Origin of the sequence: Flavobacterium sp. KMS, from assembly GCF_000813005.1 — a bacterium.
Lineage (GTDB): Bacteria > Bacteroidota > Bacteroidia > Flavobacteriales > Flavobacteriaceae > Flavobacterium.
The window spans coordinates 393,807-409,919 of sequence record NZ_JSYP01000001.1; the positions used below are offsets into that span (position 1 = coordinate 393,807).

Consider the following 16,113-nt stretch of genomic DNA (forward strand, 5'->3'; position numbering starts at 1 on the left):
AATGCAATCGGGGCTCTAAAAACTCAAAATATTTATTGTTTATTCTACTAAATCTATCCTTGATTTATTATAATCAAGACTAGAATTTATCCCAGAATATTTTAGTATTCATTAAATCACCACCAATATCACTGGCAGCTTTAGTATAATTTGTACCATTTACTGATTGCTCAACTCCTGGATATGTATATCTTACTGGAACAGTCAATATATTTTTATTTATAGCAGTAGTAGGTGATTTTAATTTTGGAAAATCTAACCTTCTGTATGAAGTCCATGCTTCAAAACCTCTGTTATAAAGAGCAAACCAAGCTTGCATCCCAATTTTCTCTTGCCAAGTTGCTCCACTTAATGGATTTGTATAACTTACTTTAGGTTGACTTAAATAAGTTGTAATACTAGCTGCTGGTACTCCCCACTCAGTCATTGAAGCCGTTATTCCTGCATCATAGTGAATTTTGGCTTGAGCCGAACCACCTGGAATTAAGTTTTTCTCAGCTGCTTCTGCTAATAAGAATTGTAATTCAGAATAATCAAATATAGTACCTGGATATGCTGGATTATTTAATGTAGCAGTTATGTGCGAATACGTTGCAAAAACGTTAGCCTCACCATAAGTACCTCCTACAAACGTTCTTCCCGGAGGAATAACCGGAACTGGTTTTGTAGCATTAACAAAATATTTCGTCATCCTTGGATCTCCACCAGGAACTACAGCATCCATTGCTTCTACAAAAGTTTCAGCTGGAATAAAATCATCTCTTTTACTTACAACTAAATCTGCATATAAAGGGTTTTGGTTACCTGACGTAGACAAATACACTAATTTAGTATTATCCTTATTTTCAGTCATTACACCTGAAACAAGAGCTGCCTGAATTTGAGTAGTAGCATAAGCTGGTTCTACATCTGAAATATTCACTGCTAATTTTACAATTAATGAATTTGCAAATTTCACCCATTTTCCATTACTAGCTGCATCTCCTGCATAAATAATATCGGCACTACCAAAATTAGGAGTTGCAGCATTCTTTTTCAATACTAGTACATCTGCAGTCAATCTTGCTACAAGGTCTTTGTAAATTGTTTTTGCATCATCATAAGCTGGTAAAGGATACGTTACGATATCTCCAACTTGAGAGTAAGGAACATTACCAAAAGTATCTACCAAAATACTATATGTATAAGCTTCTAAAATATCAATAAGTGCTAATTTATTTTGTTTAATAATAGCAGCTTCTTCTGTTTCAGTAACCTGCCCTTTAATCATCCCTTTAGCATCATAAAAATCCGCTAATACATCTCTGTACAAAACACGAAAATGATTATCTGGAATTTTTCTAGCCGAAAGATCATATTGACTTTCGTTAGGGTAAGTAGTTTCAGCCCATTGTTGAGCAAATAATCTAAAAACGTTTAAATTCACACTCGTACTTGACATTTGATCTACTAATCCCTTTTGAGCATTAGTAAACATATATTCTGGTTTAGTGGCAGTTGGTCTTTTAGGATCAACGTTCATATCTGTAATATCAGTACTACATGAGATAGTGATACTAACAAAAGATATTAATAGAAGTATTTTTTTCATGATTTAGAATTTTAATGTTAGGTTACAACCAATATTTCTTGTTGTAGGTAGTGAACCTCCTGAGTAACCTGAAGATAAGTTACCTGAACTAAGACCACTTTCTGGATCTGCATCTGGAAGATTTTTATGAATTATCCATAAGTTAGAACCTATTAAAGAAAGTCTTAAATCAGTTAAATTCAATTTAGAAACCAATGTTGATGGGAAACTATATGTAAGAGTTACTTCTCTTAATTTAATATAACTAGCATCATATACAAAAGCTTTCTGTGGATTTTTAGTATATCCATAAATACCACCTGCAACTTCTGGAGCTGGTGTTCTAGTTGTATTAGGAGTACCATCTACATTTACTCCTGGAAGTATAACTCCACCTCCATTAGCTAATGTATTTCTTACTGGATTTCCTAACTCATTAAATCCTGCAGTTGATTCATATAAACCAGAGTTTTGCCCGTAGTATTGATCTAGAGAGAAAATATCTCCTCCTTTTTGCATGTCAATTAAGAAACCTAATGAAACTTGTTTGTAAGTAAATTTATTACGAATTCCACCAATCCAGTCTGGAGTAACATTTCCGATAACATTAGTAACTGACTCTGTCATTAAATAAGTTCCTCCTTTAGTAACTTTTTGTCCATCGGCAGCATATACATAATCTTTACCAATGATATCACCATAAGCGTTACCTGGTTTTGCAATTATACTAACTCCACCTTGAAAAGTTCCTAATGTTAATGTCTCAATTCCTGGAGCTAAATCTTTAACTGTATTCTCATTTTTAGACCAGTTTACAAAAACATCCCATTGAAAATCTTTCAATTTAACAGGAGTTAAATTAAACTGTACCTCAATACCTTTATTCTCAACAGATCCCGCATTTGCATATCTTGAAGAATATCCTGTTGAAGTAGAATAATCTACAGGGAAGATTTGATCAGAACTTAAACTTTTATAAACACTCACCTCAAATCCAGCTCTTCTATCAAAGAATTGCATCTCTAAACCAATCTCTTCCGATTTGGTTTTTACAGTATGTAAATCTGGATTAGCACTTATATTTGGTCTAGAATATAATGGGTTTGAACCGAAATTGTTCGTTTTACTAAAAATATTCTGTAAAGAATACAAATCGATATTTCCTTGAGGGTTTTCAGCATAACTAGCTCTTAATTTACCAAAATTTACCCATGGTACATTAAGATGTTTAGTAAACACATAACTAGCAGAAGTAGAGAATGTATTTACTGAGTTACTTCCTTTTGGTAATGTAGAGAATACATCATTACGTACCGTTCCATCTAAGAATAAAAAGTCTTTATAACCTAAAGAAACAGAAGCATAAGCACTATTAACTCCTGAATTGTCTTCTGCTTCTACTGGATATGGAGAAGGATTTACTGAGTTTGATAAGGCATAAATTCCCGGAATAATAAGACCTCCATCTGTAGAAGCAAGTGTAGAAGTACGTCTTGTTCTTAAAGAGTTAAGTCCTGCTAAACCATTTAATGAAATGTCTTCTGTAAGTTTTTTATTAAAATTTAAAGTAAGTTGGTAATTTTGCTCAGAAAACATACCTGCATATTTTTGATATCCTGAACCTACAGCTAATCTGTTTATTCCAAATGTAGCATTTAGAGAACCAACTGCTTTTCTTTCTTCACGTAATTCAGAATAGCTATCTGTACTCACTTTTCCTGTTGCTGATAACCAATCGGCTATTTTATAATCTAATTGAACATATCCTAAGAAGCGATTTCTCTCATCAGATTGGTAATTTTTATATCTTGTAAAATAAGGATTATCTGCATACTTAGCACTAGTATTACCATTAGCAGGATCAGCCATATTCCAAGATATATTTTGTCCTCCTGAATTTTCATAAACTTCCTTTTGAGCTTTTATATCAGCATTGGTAGCCCACCACTGACGGAATGATCCCATAATGTTATCTCCTCCATATCCGGTTGTATTTCTACCAACTGTAGTTTGTGCCATATAATTAGCAAATACATTAGCAGATAATCTATCTGTGAACTTATGATTAATTTTAATACTTACATTGTTTTTCTTCAATTCACTATTTGGTAAAATCCCATTTTCTTTATAGTTATTGTAGTTTAAAACATAATTAGTTTTCTCCGTACCATCCTCTATAGAGATAGAATTATTGAATGTTGTAGCTGATTGAAAAAATGTAATTGGTCCATTATCAGCAGCTTTCCATGTTGTTTTCTTTCCATAATTTGGAGAGTATATAGAATAAGCATCCCACTGATAAACAGAAAGATTTGGGTCAAAAGCAACACCGTAAGAAGCATCATCAGTTGTAGTAGCAACTTGATTTCCATTACTATCTATAGTAAAGAATGCTCCTGTTGGTCCCACTGGAATTCCTTTAGGGTTACCATCTTTATCATAAGTAGGTCCATAGCCTTGTCCGTATTTGTTTTGGTAAACAGGGAAAGTTTTTTTATCAACTGTACCTACAGTGAATTCACTTGAAATGGTAACTCCCATTCCTTTTTTTGCTTTTCCTTTTTTGGTCGTAATCATGATTACCCCATTTCCAGCTTGCCATCCGTATAATGCAGCAGCTGCAGCACCTTTCAGGATATTTAAAGTCTCAATATCATCTGGGTTAATATCCATCGCTGCATTTCCGTAATCATATGTATTACGAGCACCTTCTGTTTGTTTACCTACACTTGAGTTAGTGTTAGCATTATTAATTGGCATACCATCAATAACGATAAGCATTTGGTTATCTCCTGTAAGGTTTTTAACCCCTCTGGATACTACGTTTGTAGAACCTCCAAAGTTGGTATTTTTTCTGATGTTTACACCAGCTGCCTTACCAGAAAGCTCATTAAGAAAGTTTCCACTTGCAGCACCTGAATTTAAATCAGCACCTTTGATCTCTTGTGAAGCATAACCTAAAGATTTTTTCTCTCTTTTAATCCCTAATGCAGTTACTACAACGCCCTCAAGTTCGACTGATGAACTTGCTAACTTAGCATTTACTGTAGCTGAACTAGCTGTAACTTCTTGAGATTTCATCCCAATATAACTAAATACCAAGACTTGGCTTGGAGTTGCTTTGATAGAATATTTTCCATCAAAATCAGTTTGAGTTCCCGATTGTGTTCCTTTAACTAATACACTTACACCTGGCAAAGGCATTCCTGCATTATCGGAAACAATTCCAGAAACAGTTCTTTCTTGCGCAATGGTGAGTTGCGTCATAAGTACTACCAGTAGCACTAAGAATCCGTTAAACTTTAGTTTCATTTTTTAAATTTTGAATTAGTATGCCGCAAACATCATAATAATTTCTTAAAATAACAAGTAAAACCAAGCTCTTGAAAACTTTTTTTTTAATATTTCTTTAACACTACCACGTGTCAACTCAGTAAATTAGTAGATAAATAGCATTATCCCTAATTTTATCTTTAAAATACTAAGCTTTATTTAATATTTATTTTAACAAATAATTAACAAATAAAGTAAGTTAATTCCTAGTCGTGAATTAAATATTTTAACACGTAAGTAGTTTTTAACCTACAATAAAATAACAAAATTAAAACATTATAAACTGAAAATGTTTTTAATATAACTGCTTTTAAAATTACATCTCAACTTTATCCTGAATCTGATTACTAAATTTATGGATCAATTTTCTAAGTCATGATGTCTTCCTTAAAATATATTCTAAATATTACTATTTGAATTTGTACCAATTTTTATCCAAAAAAAAACTGCCCAAAATATTTTGGACAGTTTTTAATAATTTAATTAAAACGTACTTAAAGTTCGTTTTGTTTTACCAATGGATTTGCATTAATTTCAGCTCTTGGAATTAACCATTGCCATCTTTTATCTTCCAGTATTTATATTCTTTTCAATAAATGGATTTGTATCAATTTCTGCCTGAGGTATTTTAAGCATAAATCTTAAATCATTAGGCTGTAAATCGTATGGCTTGCCAGTTATGTTATTAATACCTTTTAAACGTTGATTACCATCTCTAGGAATTCCATTTCCTAAACGTTTTGCATCAAACCATTCAACTCCGTTCTCCATAAATAATTCTTTACGTCTTTCAAGTAAAATTTCATCAACAAGAGCTTGACCTGAATTAGAACTTTGTACAGCGTTTACATCTCTATTTTTTTGCAAAGTAAATAATATAGATTTTGCTGCAGCTTCTTTTCCTTGCCTAGCCTTTGCTTCTGCATCAACTAAAATCATTTCAGCATATCTAATGATTGGTGAATGTGAAGTAAATGAAAAAGAAAACTTGTTCGATACATAATATCTATAATCAGAAATCGGATATGTAGTTGATTTTAGACTAAATAACTTATTAGCTCCTACTCCACCCCTGACATCTGTAGCTGAAAATAAATCAACAAATGTAGAATTTACAAAAATAGAATAATAAGCTCCAGTCTTATGATCAGAGAATACATGAGGGGCTAAATAGTAATACATAGTTTGATCACTTGCTTGAGGAGATCCCCATAACCATTCTTTATTACTATTATCTTTAAAACCTGAACCATAACTAGCTGCATCTAAAACTGTAGCAGGGTCACCTCCATACGCTTCTATAGAAGCTGCTTCAGTCAAATCCCATTTCCCCATTACTTGATAAACTTCTGCTAATATAGCATTTGCAACCTGCTTGTTTACATAAGATTTCCCTAAACGTGTATCAGGCAATATGGCTATAGCCTCTGTCAAATCTGCAACCATGAAATCATAAACTTCTTTAACTGTAGACATTCCTTTAGCTATTACAAAAGGTTCTTTATAAATGGGAGGTGCAGGGAAGTTTTGATCCTCATTATAAGATTTTGAAAAATCCAAAACCAAATGATGGTAAAAAAAAGCACGTAATGCATATCCTTGTCCTAACAATTCTTTTTTATCCTGGTCTCCTAATTGAGTACTTTCCTCAACCCCTTTAATAAAATTATTAATTTGATTAATCATAAAAAAAGGATAGTTCCAAGCAAAAATAACTCTACGATAAGTAGGCTCCCTGTTATTGTTCTCGTAATCACTTCCGTACCAATTAGTTGTAGATATCGCATCATTACCTTTAACAGTCCTTGCAAAATATAATGCACATACCCCACCTGCATCTGTAGAAGAATTACCCGCAGCATTCTCAAACTGACCTCTGAAACGCCTCATTATTCCCGAAATAACCCCATCAGCACTTCCTCTACTATCAAAAGCTGTTGCAACAGGAACTCCTGTTGTAGGTTCTACCTCGTCCAAAAACTCCTGACTACAACTACCTAAGAAAATCATACTTACAACGGCAATTGTTATATTTCTAACTATATTTTTCATATACTAAATTTGTTATTAAAAATCAATTGAAAACCCTAAAGAAGCTAATCTCTGATTGTATGATCTACTATCCGTAGTACCAGCAAAACTTTGCTCAGGATCAATTCCTTTATGAGATTGAAAAGTTAACAGATTATCTCCCTGCAGGTAAACTCTAATGTTATTTATTCCTATAGAATTCATTACGTCTTTTGGAAAATTATAGCCAATATTCAATGCTTTCAAACGGATATAATTATTTTTGAACAAAAATCTTGTAGATTGAGACGCGAAATCCTGAGTTCCTTGGTATAATAATGGAACATCAGTAATATCTCCTGGCTGCTGCCAACGATTTTCTAAATCTACAGATCCTGGGCGACCTGGTTCTTTCAACCCTGTCATTAATGATGCGTATGATGAGTCATAAACATAAGATCCATAACTAAAGTTGAATAAAATGTTCATATCAAAATCCTTATATTTAAAATAATTTTTAAATCCTCCCACCACATCTGGTAGCGACGATTTCCCTACATAATTACGAGAAGCTTGCGAATAAGTAAAAGTAGTATTCCTGTTACCATCAGCATCTACACCATCTACATACCATTTAGCTCTACCTGTAACAGAATCAACACCAGCCCATTCTTGTATCCAGAAATCATAGATAGATCTACCTACTTCCCAACGTTTAGTATCCTTAATGATATACTCTTGAGTTAATGATGAAATTTCATTTCTATCGAAAGAAAAATTCAAATCAGTATTCCAAGTAAAATTACGAGTTCTAAAATTCACTGAACTTAAGTAAACCTCTAAACCGTAATTTTTTAAAGAACCTGCATTTGTTAAATAACTAGTATTACCTGTTGAGCCAGCAATAGGGATGGCATAAATTAAATCAATAGATTTTTTTTGATACAAATCTGCACCCATTTTAAATCTGTCTTTAAAAAAACCTAACTCAATACCCAGATTAGATGAAGCAGTTTTCTCCCAAGTCAAATTTCTATCAGCTAGTGCTCCTAATGAAACACCAATATTCCCCATTTCACTCCAACCTACTTCGTATAATTGTTGATAAGGAAAATATGATTCAGTGTCATCTGCATTCAATGTTCTATTATTCCCTAATTCTCCATAAGAACCTTTAATTTTTAAAGTGCTTATAATTTCATTATCCACTAAGAATTTTTCATCTTTAATACTCCAAGCTCCTCCTATTGAAAAGAAATTACCCCAACGTACATCTCTACCAAAACGAGACGAACCATCTGTACGATATGATCCTTCAATAAAATATTTACTAGCATAGTTATATGAAACACGCCCCAAATAACTACTTAAACGCTCTTCAGTAACACTTCCTTCAACTCCTGCTGGCTTAGTTGCTCCATCATTAACAACTACTCCTGGTAAAAATCCTTCTCCTCTAGCAAACAATTTATCTATTTTAAACTTATAGGCTTCCTGGATAGCATCGATGCCAAAAGTATGATTCCCAAATTCCTTTTTATAATTTAAAACATTCGTAATATTAATAGAATTTGTAATATCTCTATCTTGAGATACCCTACCCCCAACTGAGGCAGCATTGCCATATTCTGAAGATCTATAATTATAGCTATCTAATAAATATTTTTGATATGCAACTGTTGTTTTAAAAGATAAATCCTTTGTAATTTTATACCCTACATACCCATTAATTGTAATATCATCTCTATTATTTCTAACAACATAATTATACAAAGCTCCTAAAGCATTTTCATTACCCATCATTGGACGCGTAGCATTTAACGAACCCGCAGAAGCTCCGTAATCATAAAGTTTACCACCTAAAACATCAAACATTTCATTTCCCTGAGCATCATGCCTATATAATGGGTAGATTGAAGAAACATTATAAATCCATTGTATTGGACTTTGGAAAGAGTTCCCTGATTGTGTTGGATAATTTTGAGTTGATGTTGTATAACCAACATTTAAGCCAGCCGTTAATGATTCTGTAATTTTGGTATCTACATTAATCCTAATTGAAGTTCTCTTAAAATTTGAATTTACTAAAGCTCCATCTTGATTTAAATTGTTAGCAGAAAATGCATAAGAAGTACTTTGCCCACCTCCATTAATCGCTATAGAGTTTTCTTTTCTTATAGCTGAATTATTAATTAAGGCATCTTCCCAATTTGTATTCCAATACTTATCTGTTGTAACTAATTTACCATTTACATCTACAGGTACAGCAGTTTTATAAGGATTATATCCCAAAGCAGACACTAAAGAATTAGATGCATTTTGCCCTGCTACTGCAGCGGTTTGTCCGCTAGCGTATTGATTTACATTACGTCTTGCTTCCCAACTCATCTCCATAAGACGATCAGTTGACAATAATTTATGAAGCTTAACAGCATTACCACCTACCCCAACTATAGAATTTATATGTACAGTAGTAGGTGTGTTAAACTTTCCTCTCTTTGTCGTAATAATAACTACGCCATTTGCTCCTCTAGAACCATATAAAGCAGTAGATGAGGCGTCTTTTAACACACTCATACTTTCTATCTGATCAGCACTAATTGAATTAATATCTCCTGAATAAGGTGCACCATCTAAAATTATCAAAGGTTCTGAAGAAGAGCTGATAGAACCAATACCACGAATACGTATTTTTGGGCTTTCTCCTGGTTGCCCTCCAGAAGAAATAATATTTACTCCCGCAACGCTTCCTTGAATTGCAGATAAAACATTCGTAGCTTGCTGCTTTTCAAGAACATCTTTACCAACTGTTGCAACTGAGCCTACAATAGATTTCGCTTTTTGTTTACCATACGCCACAACAACCACTTCATCCAATTCTTTTCCACCTTCTTGCATCTTTGTATTAATCACCGAAGAAGTTCCAACTGCAACACTCTTATCCTGTAATCCCATATAAGAAAACTCTAGCACATCTCCTGTTTTTGCCTTGATAGAATATTTACCATCAAAATCCGTCTGTACTCCATTTTTTGTTCCTTTAACGATAACATTCACACCTGGTATAGGGCCTGTTGCATCTGAAACAATTCCAGAAATATTCCTTTCCTGTGAAAAAGAAAACTGCATGGTTAATGCTGTTAATAATGTTAAAATCCATTTAAATTTCACCCTCATTTTAAATTGTTTTTGGTTAATAATTCGTCAAAAATGATAAATTTTTCTTACAATAACAATTTTAACAATTTGTTAATTATTATTTTTCTTACTTAAAAACGTTAACAAAAAAGAAAAAATTTACAAAAATAACAGTGATTTAGATTTTTTGACAATTATTGTGATAAATAACAAACCTTTAATAAGCCATATTAACAATAAAAAAAATGTTAAATTTTAACATTTACAGATAAAAATGCTAGAAGATTAATTTGTCCTCATGTTATAAGTTTCGGTACTTTCATTAATCTATTTCCCAGAAAAAATTTAATCTTTGTAATTCTAAAAAAAGAACATGCTACAACTCAATTTTTCAGGATATGATTTAGAAACCGGAACCGACGAAGCTGGTCGTGGCTGCCTTGCCGGACCAGTAACCGCAGCAGCCGTAATTTTGCCCCTAACTTTTGAGAATAAAACACTAAACGACAGTAAGCAATTATCCGAAAAAACTAGAGAAAAATTAAAACCTATAATTGAAGAACAAGCCATTTCGTTTGCTATTACTCATTTACATCCCGATGAAATTGATGAAATAAATATCCTAAATGCTTCAATGAAAGGAATGCAGGAATGCATCCTAAAACTTAATCAAATTCCAGAATTCATTATTGTTGATGGAAATAGAATGCTAAATGCAAAACTAGGTTTGAAAAATACCGTTGGGAAGCAATTTTCTGAAAAGGAAATTGAGTTATTAAAATCGATTCCAAATCAAAGCATTATAAAAGGCGATGCCAAATTTATGAGCATTGCTGCTGCATCTGTACTTGCCAAAACCTATAGAGACGAGTATATGGATAAAATTCATGAAGAGTTCCCGATGTACAATTGGAAACAAAACAAAGGATATCCTACCAAGGAACATCGCGAAGCAATTAAGAAATATGGACCTACTAAGTATCATAGAATGTCTTTTAGGTTATTGCCAGATCAATTGGAGCTACTGTTTGAAGATTAGTCTTTGTATAGAATTACAGCTTTAATTTATATTTTAGTTTTCTAAATACTACAATAATTCAAATCCCGTTTATCGAATCTAGCTAAGTGTAACATTTATAAAAACCTCTTTGATTATTCTAGACAAAAACCAACAAAAAAACAGTAATTATGACAAAGCGAGCAAATAAATATAAACTAACCCTAGAACAAGTTTCTTTGACGAATGAAGAAACGATTTTAGCTGAACCTTTATCATTGGAATTTGAAAATCACGATGAAGTTTTTACAATTATCGAGAAAATTAAAGAAAAGAAACTATTTGAAGATGAGAATCAATCTACAGAATTTGCCATTGGTTTAAAAATGTTCAGTGAAGTAATGCTTAAAAACAGAAAGCATCCTCTTTTTGAAGATTTTTTTCCTGCATTTGGAGAATTCATGAAAAAACTAAAAAGTCAATAACAAACTATAAACCTAGATTATAACCTCAAATAAATCCTTAAAACTAAAATGCTTAAACAGAAATACGCTGCTTCAAAAAAGAAGAAAAACAAGCCATTTGAAATTAGGAAGGAATTTTACAGACGATTTCTTTATATTGGACTCTGTATAATTCCTATTTTTTTATTTGGAGACGAAAAGGGAACTTTTAGATTAGTTCCTCTGCCATTTTTTTTAGTTGGAATGTACAACTTACTCTTAATAGTAAGTTTTTCACAACTAATAATTGATGATTTTTTCCCACCCAAAATAGCATTCGAAAAAACGGCTAAACCCTTTGATAAGTTTATATATTATTTTTCTTCAGCCTTGTTTTTTGCAAGTTTAGTATTTCTGCTTTTTGAAATAAGAAAAATTGACAACACTATAAACGGTACTCAACTATTTTGGAGAGCAGGTTTCGCAGGAATTGCTTTAGCCATATTGCTTACAATAATTTTAAAGATTACAAATCCTTCTGTATATTTTGAAAGCAAAAGAAGGTACACAGTCCACTTTGGGTTATTTGTCGGGATGTTTTTACTTACAGCTGCTTCAACTAGTTTTATAAATCATTTCTATGCGACTACCGATAAATCATGTAAAAACTATACAATTATAAGAAAAGGAACCAGCGGATCGCGTAACAAAGAACACTTCATTCATATTATCACTGAAAATAATACGGAAGAACGCTTTTCGATAAAAAAAGCACTTCATGAAGAACTAATCGAAGGTGGCAAAATTGAATTATGCATGGTAAAAGGGAAACTTGGATATGATTATGTAACAGGATTTAATAAAATTAAAAACTAAAACAATTCATAATTTTCTATAACAAAGCTAACTTTAAAAAATGTTAGCTTTTTTTATGCAAAGGATTTAAAGTGAACTTTTCAACAAAGTAAAATTGGACTTTTAAACAAAGTGACACAATTTATTTTGATGCAATTTTGTACCATCAATTCAGATACTTATGGAAAATTTAATTAAAAAGTGTTGCAACCACATATAGCTTACTTGAATTTGATTCCATAAAACAAATCAAAAATAAAATAAATCGAATGAAACGATTTCTAAAAATCACAAAAAGAATTATGATTATAGTAATAAGCATTTTGGCTCTTTTAACCCTGGTTACTTTTTTATATATGATGCATCCAAAATTTGGTAAAGCACCAGAAGGTAATCGTTTGGAATTAATAAAAAAATCTAGCAATTATAGCGATGGAAAATTTCAAAACACGCATGACACACCTAATCTAACAAACGGCTACAGTTTTGGAGGTATTCTTTATGATCAATTATTTGGAAATCATCCAAGACGCGAACCTGTTGATTCTATCCCATCTATAAAAACCGATTTACATAATCTTTCTCCAGATGCCGATGTATTGGTTTGGTTTGGGCATTCATCTTATTTTATGCAAATAGATGGAAAACGTTTTCTGGTTGATCCTGTATTTAGCGGAAATGCTTCGCCATTACCAGGAACTGTAACTGCATTTAAAGGATCAAATGGTTACACCGTGGCAGATTTACCTACAATTGATTATTTGTTTATTAGCCACGATCATTACGACCATCTTGATTATGAAACTATAGTTGCTTTAAAATCTAAAGTAAAAAAGGTTATTTGTGGTCTTGGAGTTGGAGGACATTTTGAACGTTGGGGATATCCTACAGATAAAATAATCGAAAAAGATTGGAATGAAACAATTGTCTTAGAAGATGGTTTTAAAGTACATACAACTCCTGCAAGACATTTTTCGGGAAGAGGTTTTTCTAAAAATAATACCTTATGGCTGTCTTATGTTTTGCAAACGCCAAGTATTAAAATATACATTGGTGGCGATAGCGGCTACGATACACATTTTGCCAAAATTGGTGAACAATTCGGCTCAATAGATTTTGCAATTCTGGAAAACGGACAATATAATCTGGCTTGGGAAGCCATACATATGCTTCCTGAACAAGTACTTAAAGCAGCTCAAGATTTAAAAGCAAAAAGACTTTTCCCTGTGCATTCTTCAAAGTTTAAACTAGCAATGCATTCTTGGGATGAACCATTGAGTAAATTATCGACACTTAGCAAAACTGCTCATTTACCACTAGTAACACCTATGATTGGTGAAGTTGTAAATTTAAATGATAGTACACAAGTTTTTAAAGAATGGTGGAAAGGTGTAAATTAGCACTAACTTAAGATGAATCAAGATGAAAATTACCGAAATAAAATCGTGTCATATTGGCCCTGAAATTTCACCTGAACAATTTGTTCCAGAGCATATCTTTTTATATCTGGCAGCGGGAGAAATTGAAGGTTATGACGGACATGAAATGCATACTATTAAATCGGGAGATTATTGTATTGTAAGGAAAAATCATCTGGCTAAATACAAAAAACAGAAAGACAACGGACAATTTGAAAAAGTAGTAATCATTTTTGATGAAGCATTTTTGACAGAATTTAAAAAAAATCACGCTATTGCGAATGTAAAATCAAACTCTAAAAATGCATTTATCATTCTTAAAAAAGATGTTCTGATTCCTAATTTCATACGTTCATTAATGCCTTATTACAACGAAGGTGGAGTTATAGACGAAACGTTCTCTAAAGTAAAAAGGGAAGAACTTTTATTGATATTATTACAGACTAATCCCGAAATTTCGAGTATTTTATTTGACCAAAGTATTCCCGAAAAACTAGATCTAGAAGCGTTTGTATATCGAAATTATAAGTTTAATGTAAGTCTGGAAAGATTGGCTTTTTTAACTGGCAGAAGTTTGTCTTCTTTTAAAAGGGATTTTAAAAAGATTTTTAATGACACTCCTAATCGCTGGTTGATGCAGAAAAGATTGCAGGAAGCCCATTTTCAAATTCAAAGAGAAAGAAAAAAACCATCTGATATTTATCTTGATTTAGGCTTCGAAAACATTTCTCATTTTTCATTTGCTTTCAAAAAACAATTTGGATACAACCCAACAAGTCTTATAAAAGAACATACATAATTCTTGAGTCTTCAGAGTAAAATTATTCAAACGCGTTCCATTCTTAGACAATGTCTATTTTGGAACGCATTACGAAAATCATATTATTTTAAACAAATTCGGCTTCGAATAATTCTGTCAGATGCTTTAGGATTTTAGCTTTTACTTCGGCTTCATCTACTTTTTCTACACCAAGTTCTACCTGAAGTGAAGTAACGGCTTTACCGCGTATTCCACACGGAATTATATTATCAAAATAACCTAAGTCGGCATTTACATTTAAGGCAAATCCATGCATCGTTACCCAGCGTGAAGCACGTACACCAAGTGCACAAATCTTGCGGGCAAACGGCGTTCCTACTCCTAACCAAACACCCGTTTCTCCTTCGCTTCGACCACATTCTAATCCGTATTCTTTTAGCGTAAGAATAATAGATTCTTCGAGGAGACGCAAGTATTTATGAATATCGGTAAAGAAATTTTCTAAATCCAGAATAGGATATCCTACAATTTGTCCTGGGCCGTGATACGTAATATCACCACCACGATTTATTTTATAAAAAGTAGCTCCTTTGGCTTCTAGCTGTTTTTCGGATAAAAGTAAGTTGCTCAAATCGCCACTTTTACCCAAAGTATATACATGCGGATGCTCTACAAAAATGAAATAATTAGGAGTTGGCAAATCAAGTTCTTCTCTCCTATTTTTAATTTTTAAGTCAACAACATCCTTAAATAATTGTTCTTGATATTCCCAAGTCGATTTATAATCTTTTTGACCTAAATCTTGTAGTTGGATTTTTTTGTTCATTGTATTATTTTTCAAACTCTACCTCAAGTCCCAGTTTAGTTGGATTTTCCATATAATCTGTAAAGGGATATTGGATAGTTATTGTTTTTCTGTCTTCACTAAACAAAGCATTTGCATTAGATACTTTTTTTACTTTTTTAGGGAAACGATATTTTATAACATAGTTCGAAGATGCAAAAATCATTTTATACATTCCTAATGAATCCTCTACTGGTTTATTAGTTTCTTTTGGGTTCAAAATGACTTTACGATTAAACTTTTTCCCGTCATAGCTAAAACTTACGGTACTATTGTTACTGAAATCTCCGCTAAAAGGCATTTTATTATCTGAAGCTTTATTTTTCTCAATATTCTGAAGCGCACTCATAGTTTTCATCATATCCTGTAATTCATTTACATTTTTGAAATCAGTTTTTAAATCTAACATAAACTGTTTCTGTTCTGTATTCATTTTCATATGAACGACGAAATTCTCTAGTTTTTTAAGCTCTTTTTGCTCTTCGGGAGAAAGTTTTGCTATACTGTCTTTCTTGTTCTTAAACATTTCTTTAAATGAAAAAGTAGAATCTATACTTTTTGTTGCATCACCAACTTCATTTCCTAGTTGCTGTCCTGCCATTGCCATAAGTGCAGAACCATCCATATCTAGCGAAAATTTACCCGACCCATTATCTGCAATATCAATGTTTTCGGTAAAAGTACAACTTGTTAACGTCGCTAATAAAAGGGAAAGACTGAGGAATTTTATTAATTTCATGAGTAG

At 32.4% G+C, this 16,113-nt stretch carries 11 protein-coding genes; 5 read left to right on the top strand and 6 right to left on the bottom strand.

Annotation, left to right across the window (positions count from 1 at the left end; genetic code table 11):
• Positions 1–79: 79 nt before the first annotated feature.
• From OA93_RS01710 to OA93_RS01725, 4 genes are all read right to left on the bottom strand, one after another.
• On the bottom strand, positions 80–1,591 hold the full coding sequence (locus OA93_RS01710) for a SusD/RagB family nutrient-binding outer membrane lipoprotein (protein ID WP_039111393.1): 1,512 nt from the start codon (positions 1,589–1,591) through the stop codon (positions 80–82).
• Between the two features lie 3 nt (positions 1,592–1,594).
• A complete protein-coding gene (locus OA93_RS01715; RefSeq protein ID WP_039111394.1) occupies positions 1,595–4,882 on the bottom strand; it encodes a SusC/RagA family TonB-linked outer membrane protein in 3,288 nt (1,095 codons plus the stop codon).
• A 585-nt stretch (positions 4,883–5,467) separates the two neighbouring features.
• Positions 5,468–6,955: a RagB/SusD family nutrient uptake outer membrane protein gene (locus tag OA93_RS01720; RefSeq protein ID WP_039111395.1), complete on the bottom strand. Its 1,488-nt coding sequence runs from the start codon at positions 6,953–6,955 to the stop codon at positions 5,468–5,470.
• A gap of 15 nt (positions 6,956–6,970) precedes the next feature.
• On the bottom strand, positions 6,971–10,090 hold the full coding sequence (locus tag OA93_RS01725; RefSeq protein ID WP_039111396.1) for a SusC/RagA family TonB-linked outer membrane protein: 3,120 nt from the start codon (positions 10,088–10,090) through the stop codon (positions 6,971–6,973).
• 334 nt (positions 10,091–10,424) lie between these two features.
• Between OA93_RS01725 and OA93_RS01730 the strand changes: the two genes are divergently transcribed.
• From OA93_RS01730 to OA93_RS01750, 5 genes are all read left to right on the top strand, one after another.
• Positions 10,425–11,090 (top strand): ribonuclease HII, encoded by a 666-nt coding sequence (locus tag OA93_RS01730; RefSeq protein ID WP_039111397.1) that lies wholly within the window; start codon positions 10,425–10,427, stop codon positions 11,088–11,090.
• A 149-nt stretch (positions 11,091–11,239) separates the two neighbouring features.
• Positions 11,240–11,533 (top strand): DUF3861 domain-containing protein, encoded by a 294-nt coding sequence (locus OA93_RS01735; protein ID WP_039111398.1) that lies wholly within the window; start codon positions 11,240–11,242, stop codon positions 11,531–11,533.
• A gap of 48 nt (positions 11,534–11,581) precedes the next feature.
• Positions 11,582–12,367, top strand: coding sequence for a hypothetical protein (locus tag OA93_RS01740; RefSeq protein ID WP_039111399.1), 786 nt, complete (start codon positions 11,582–11,584; stop codon positions 12,365–12,367).
• Between the two features lie 248 nt (positions 12,368–12,615).
• A complete protein-coding gene (locus OA93_RS01745) occupies positions 12,616–13,746 on the top strand; it encodes an MBL fold metallo-hydrolase (protein ID WP_039111400.1) in 1,131 nt (376 codons plus the stop codon).
• A gap of 22 nt (positions 13,747–13,768) precedes the next feature.
• A complete protein-coding gene (locus OA93_RS01750; protein WP_039111401.1) occupies positions 13,769–14,563 on the top strand; it encodes an AraC family transcriptional regulator in 795 nt (264 codons plus the stop codon).
• Positions 14,564–14,651: 88 nt separating this feature from the next.
• Here the strand turns inward: OA93_RS01750 and lipB are convergent, their stop codons facing one another.
• Together lipB and OA93_RS01760 are read right to left on the bottom strand one after the other, a co-directional pair.
• Positions 14,652–15,350, bottom strand: coding sequence for a lipoyl(octanoyl) transferase LipB (gene lipB / locus OA93_RS01755; protein ID WP_039111402.1), 699 nt, complete (start codon positions 15,348–15,350; stop codon positions 14,652–14,654).
• Between the two features lie 4 nt (positions 15,351–15,354).
• Positions 15,355–16,107, bottom strand: a complete 753-nt coding sequence (locus tag OA93_RS01760) for a hypothetical protein (protein WP_039111403.1) — start codon at positions 16,105–16,107, stop codon at positions 15,355–15,357.
• Between the last annotated feature and the right edge of the window lie 6 nt (positions 16,108–16,113).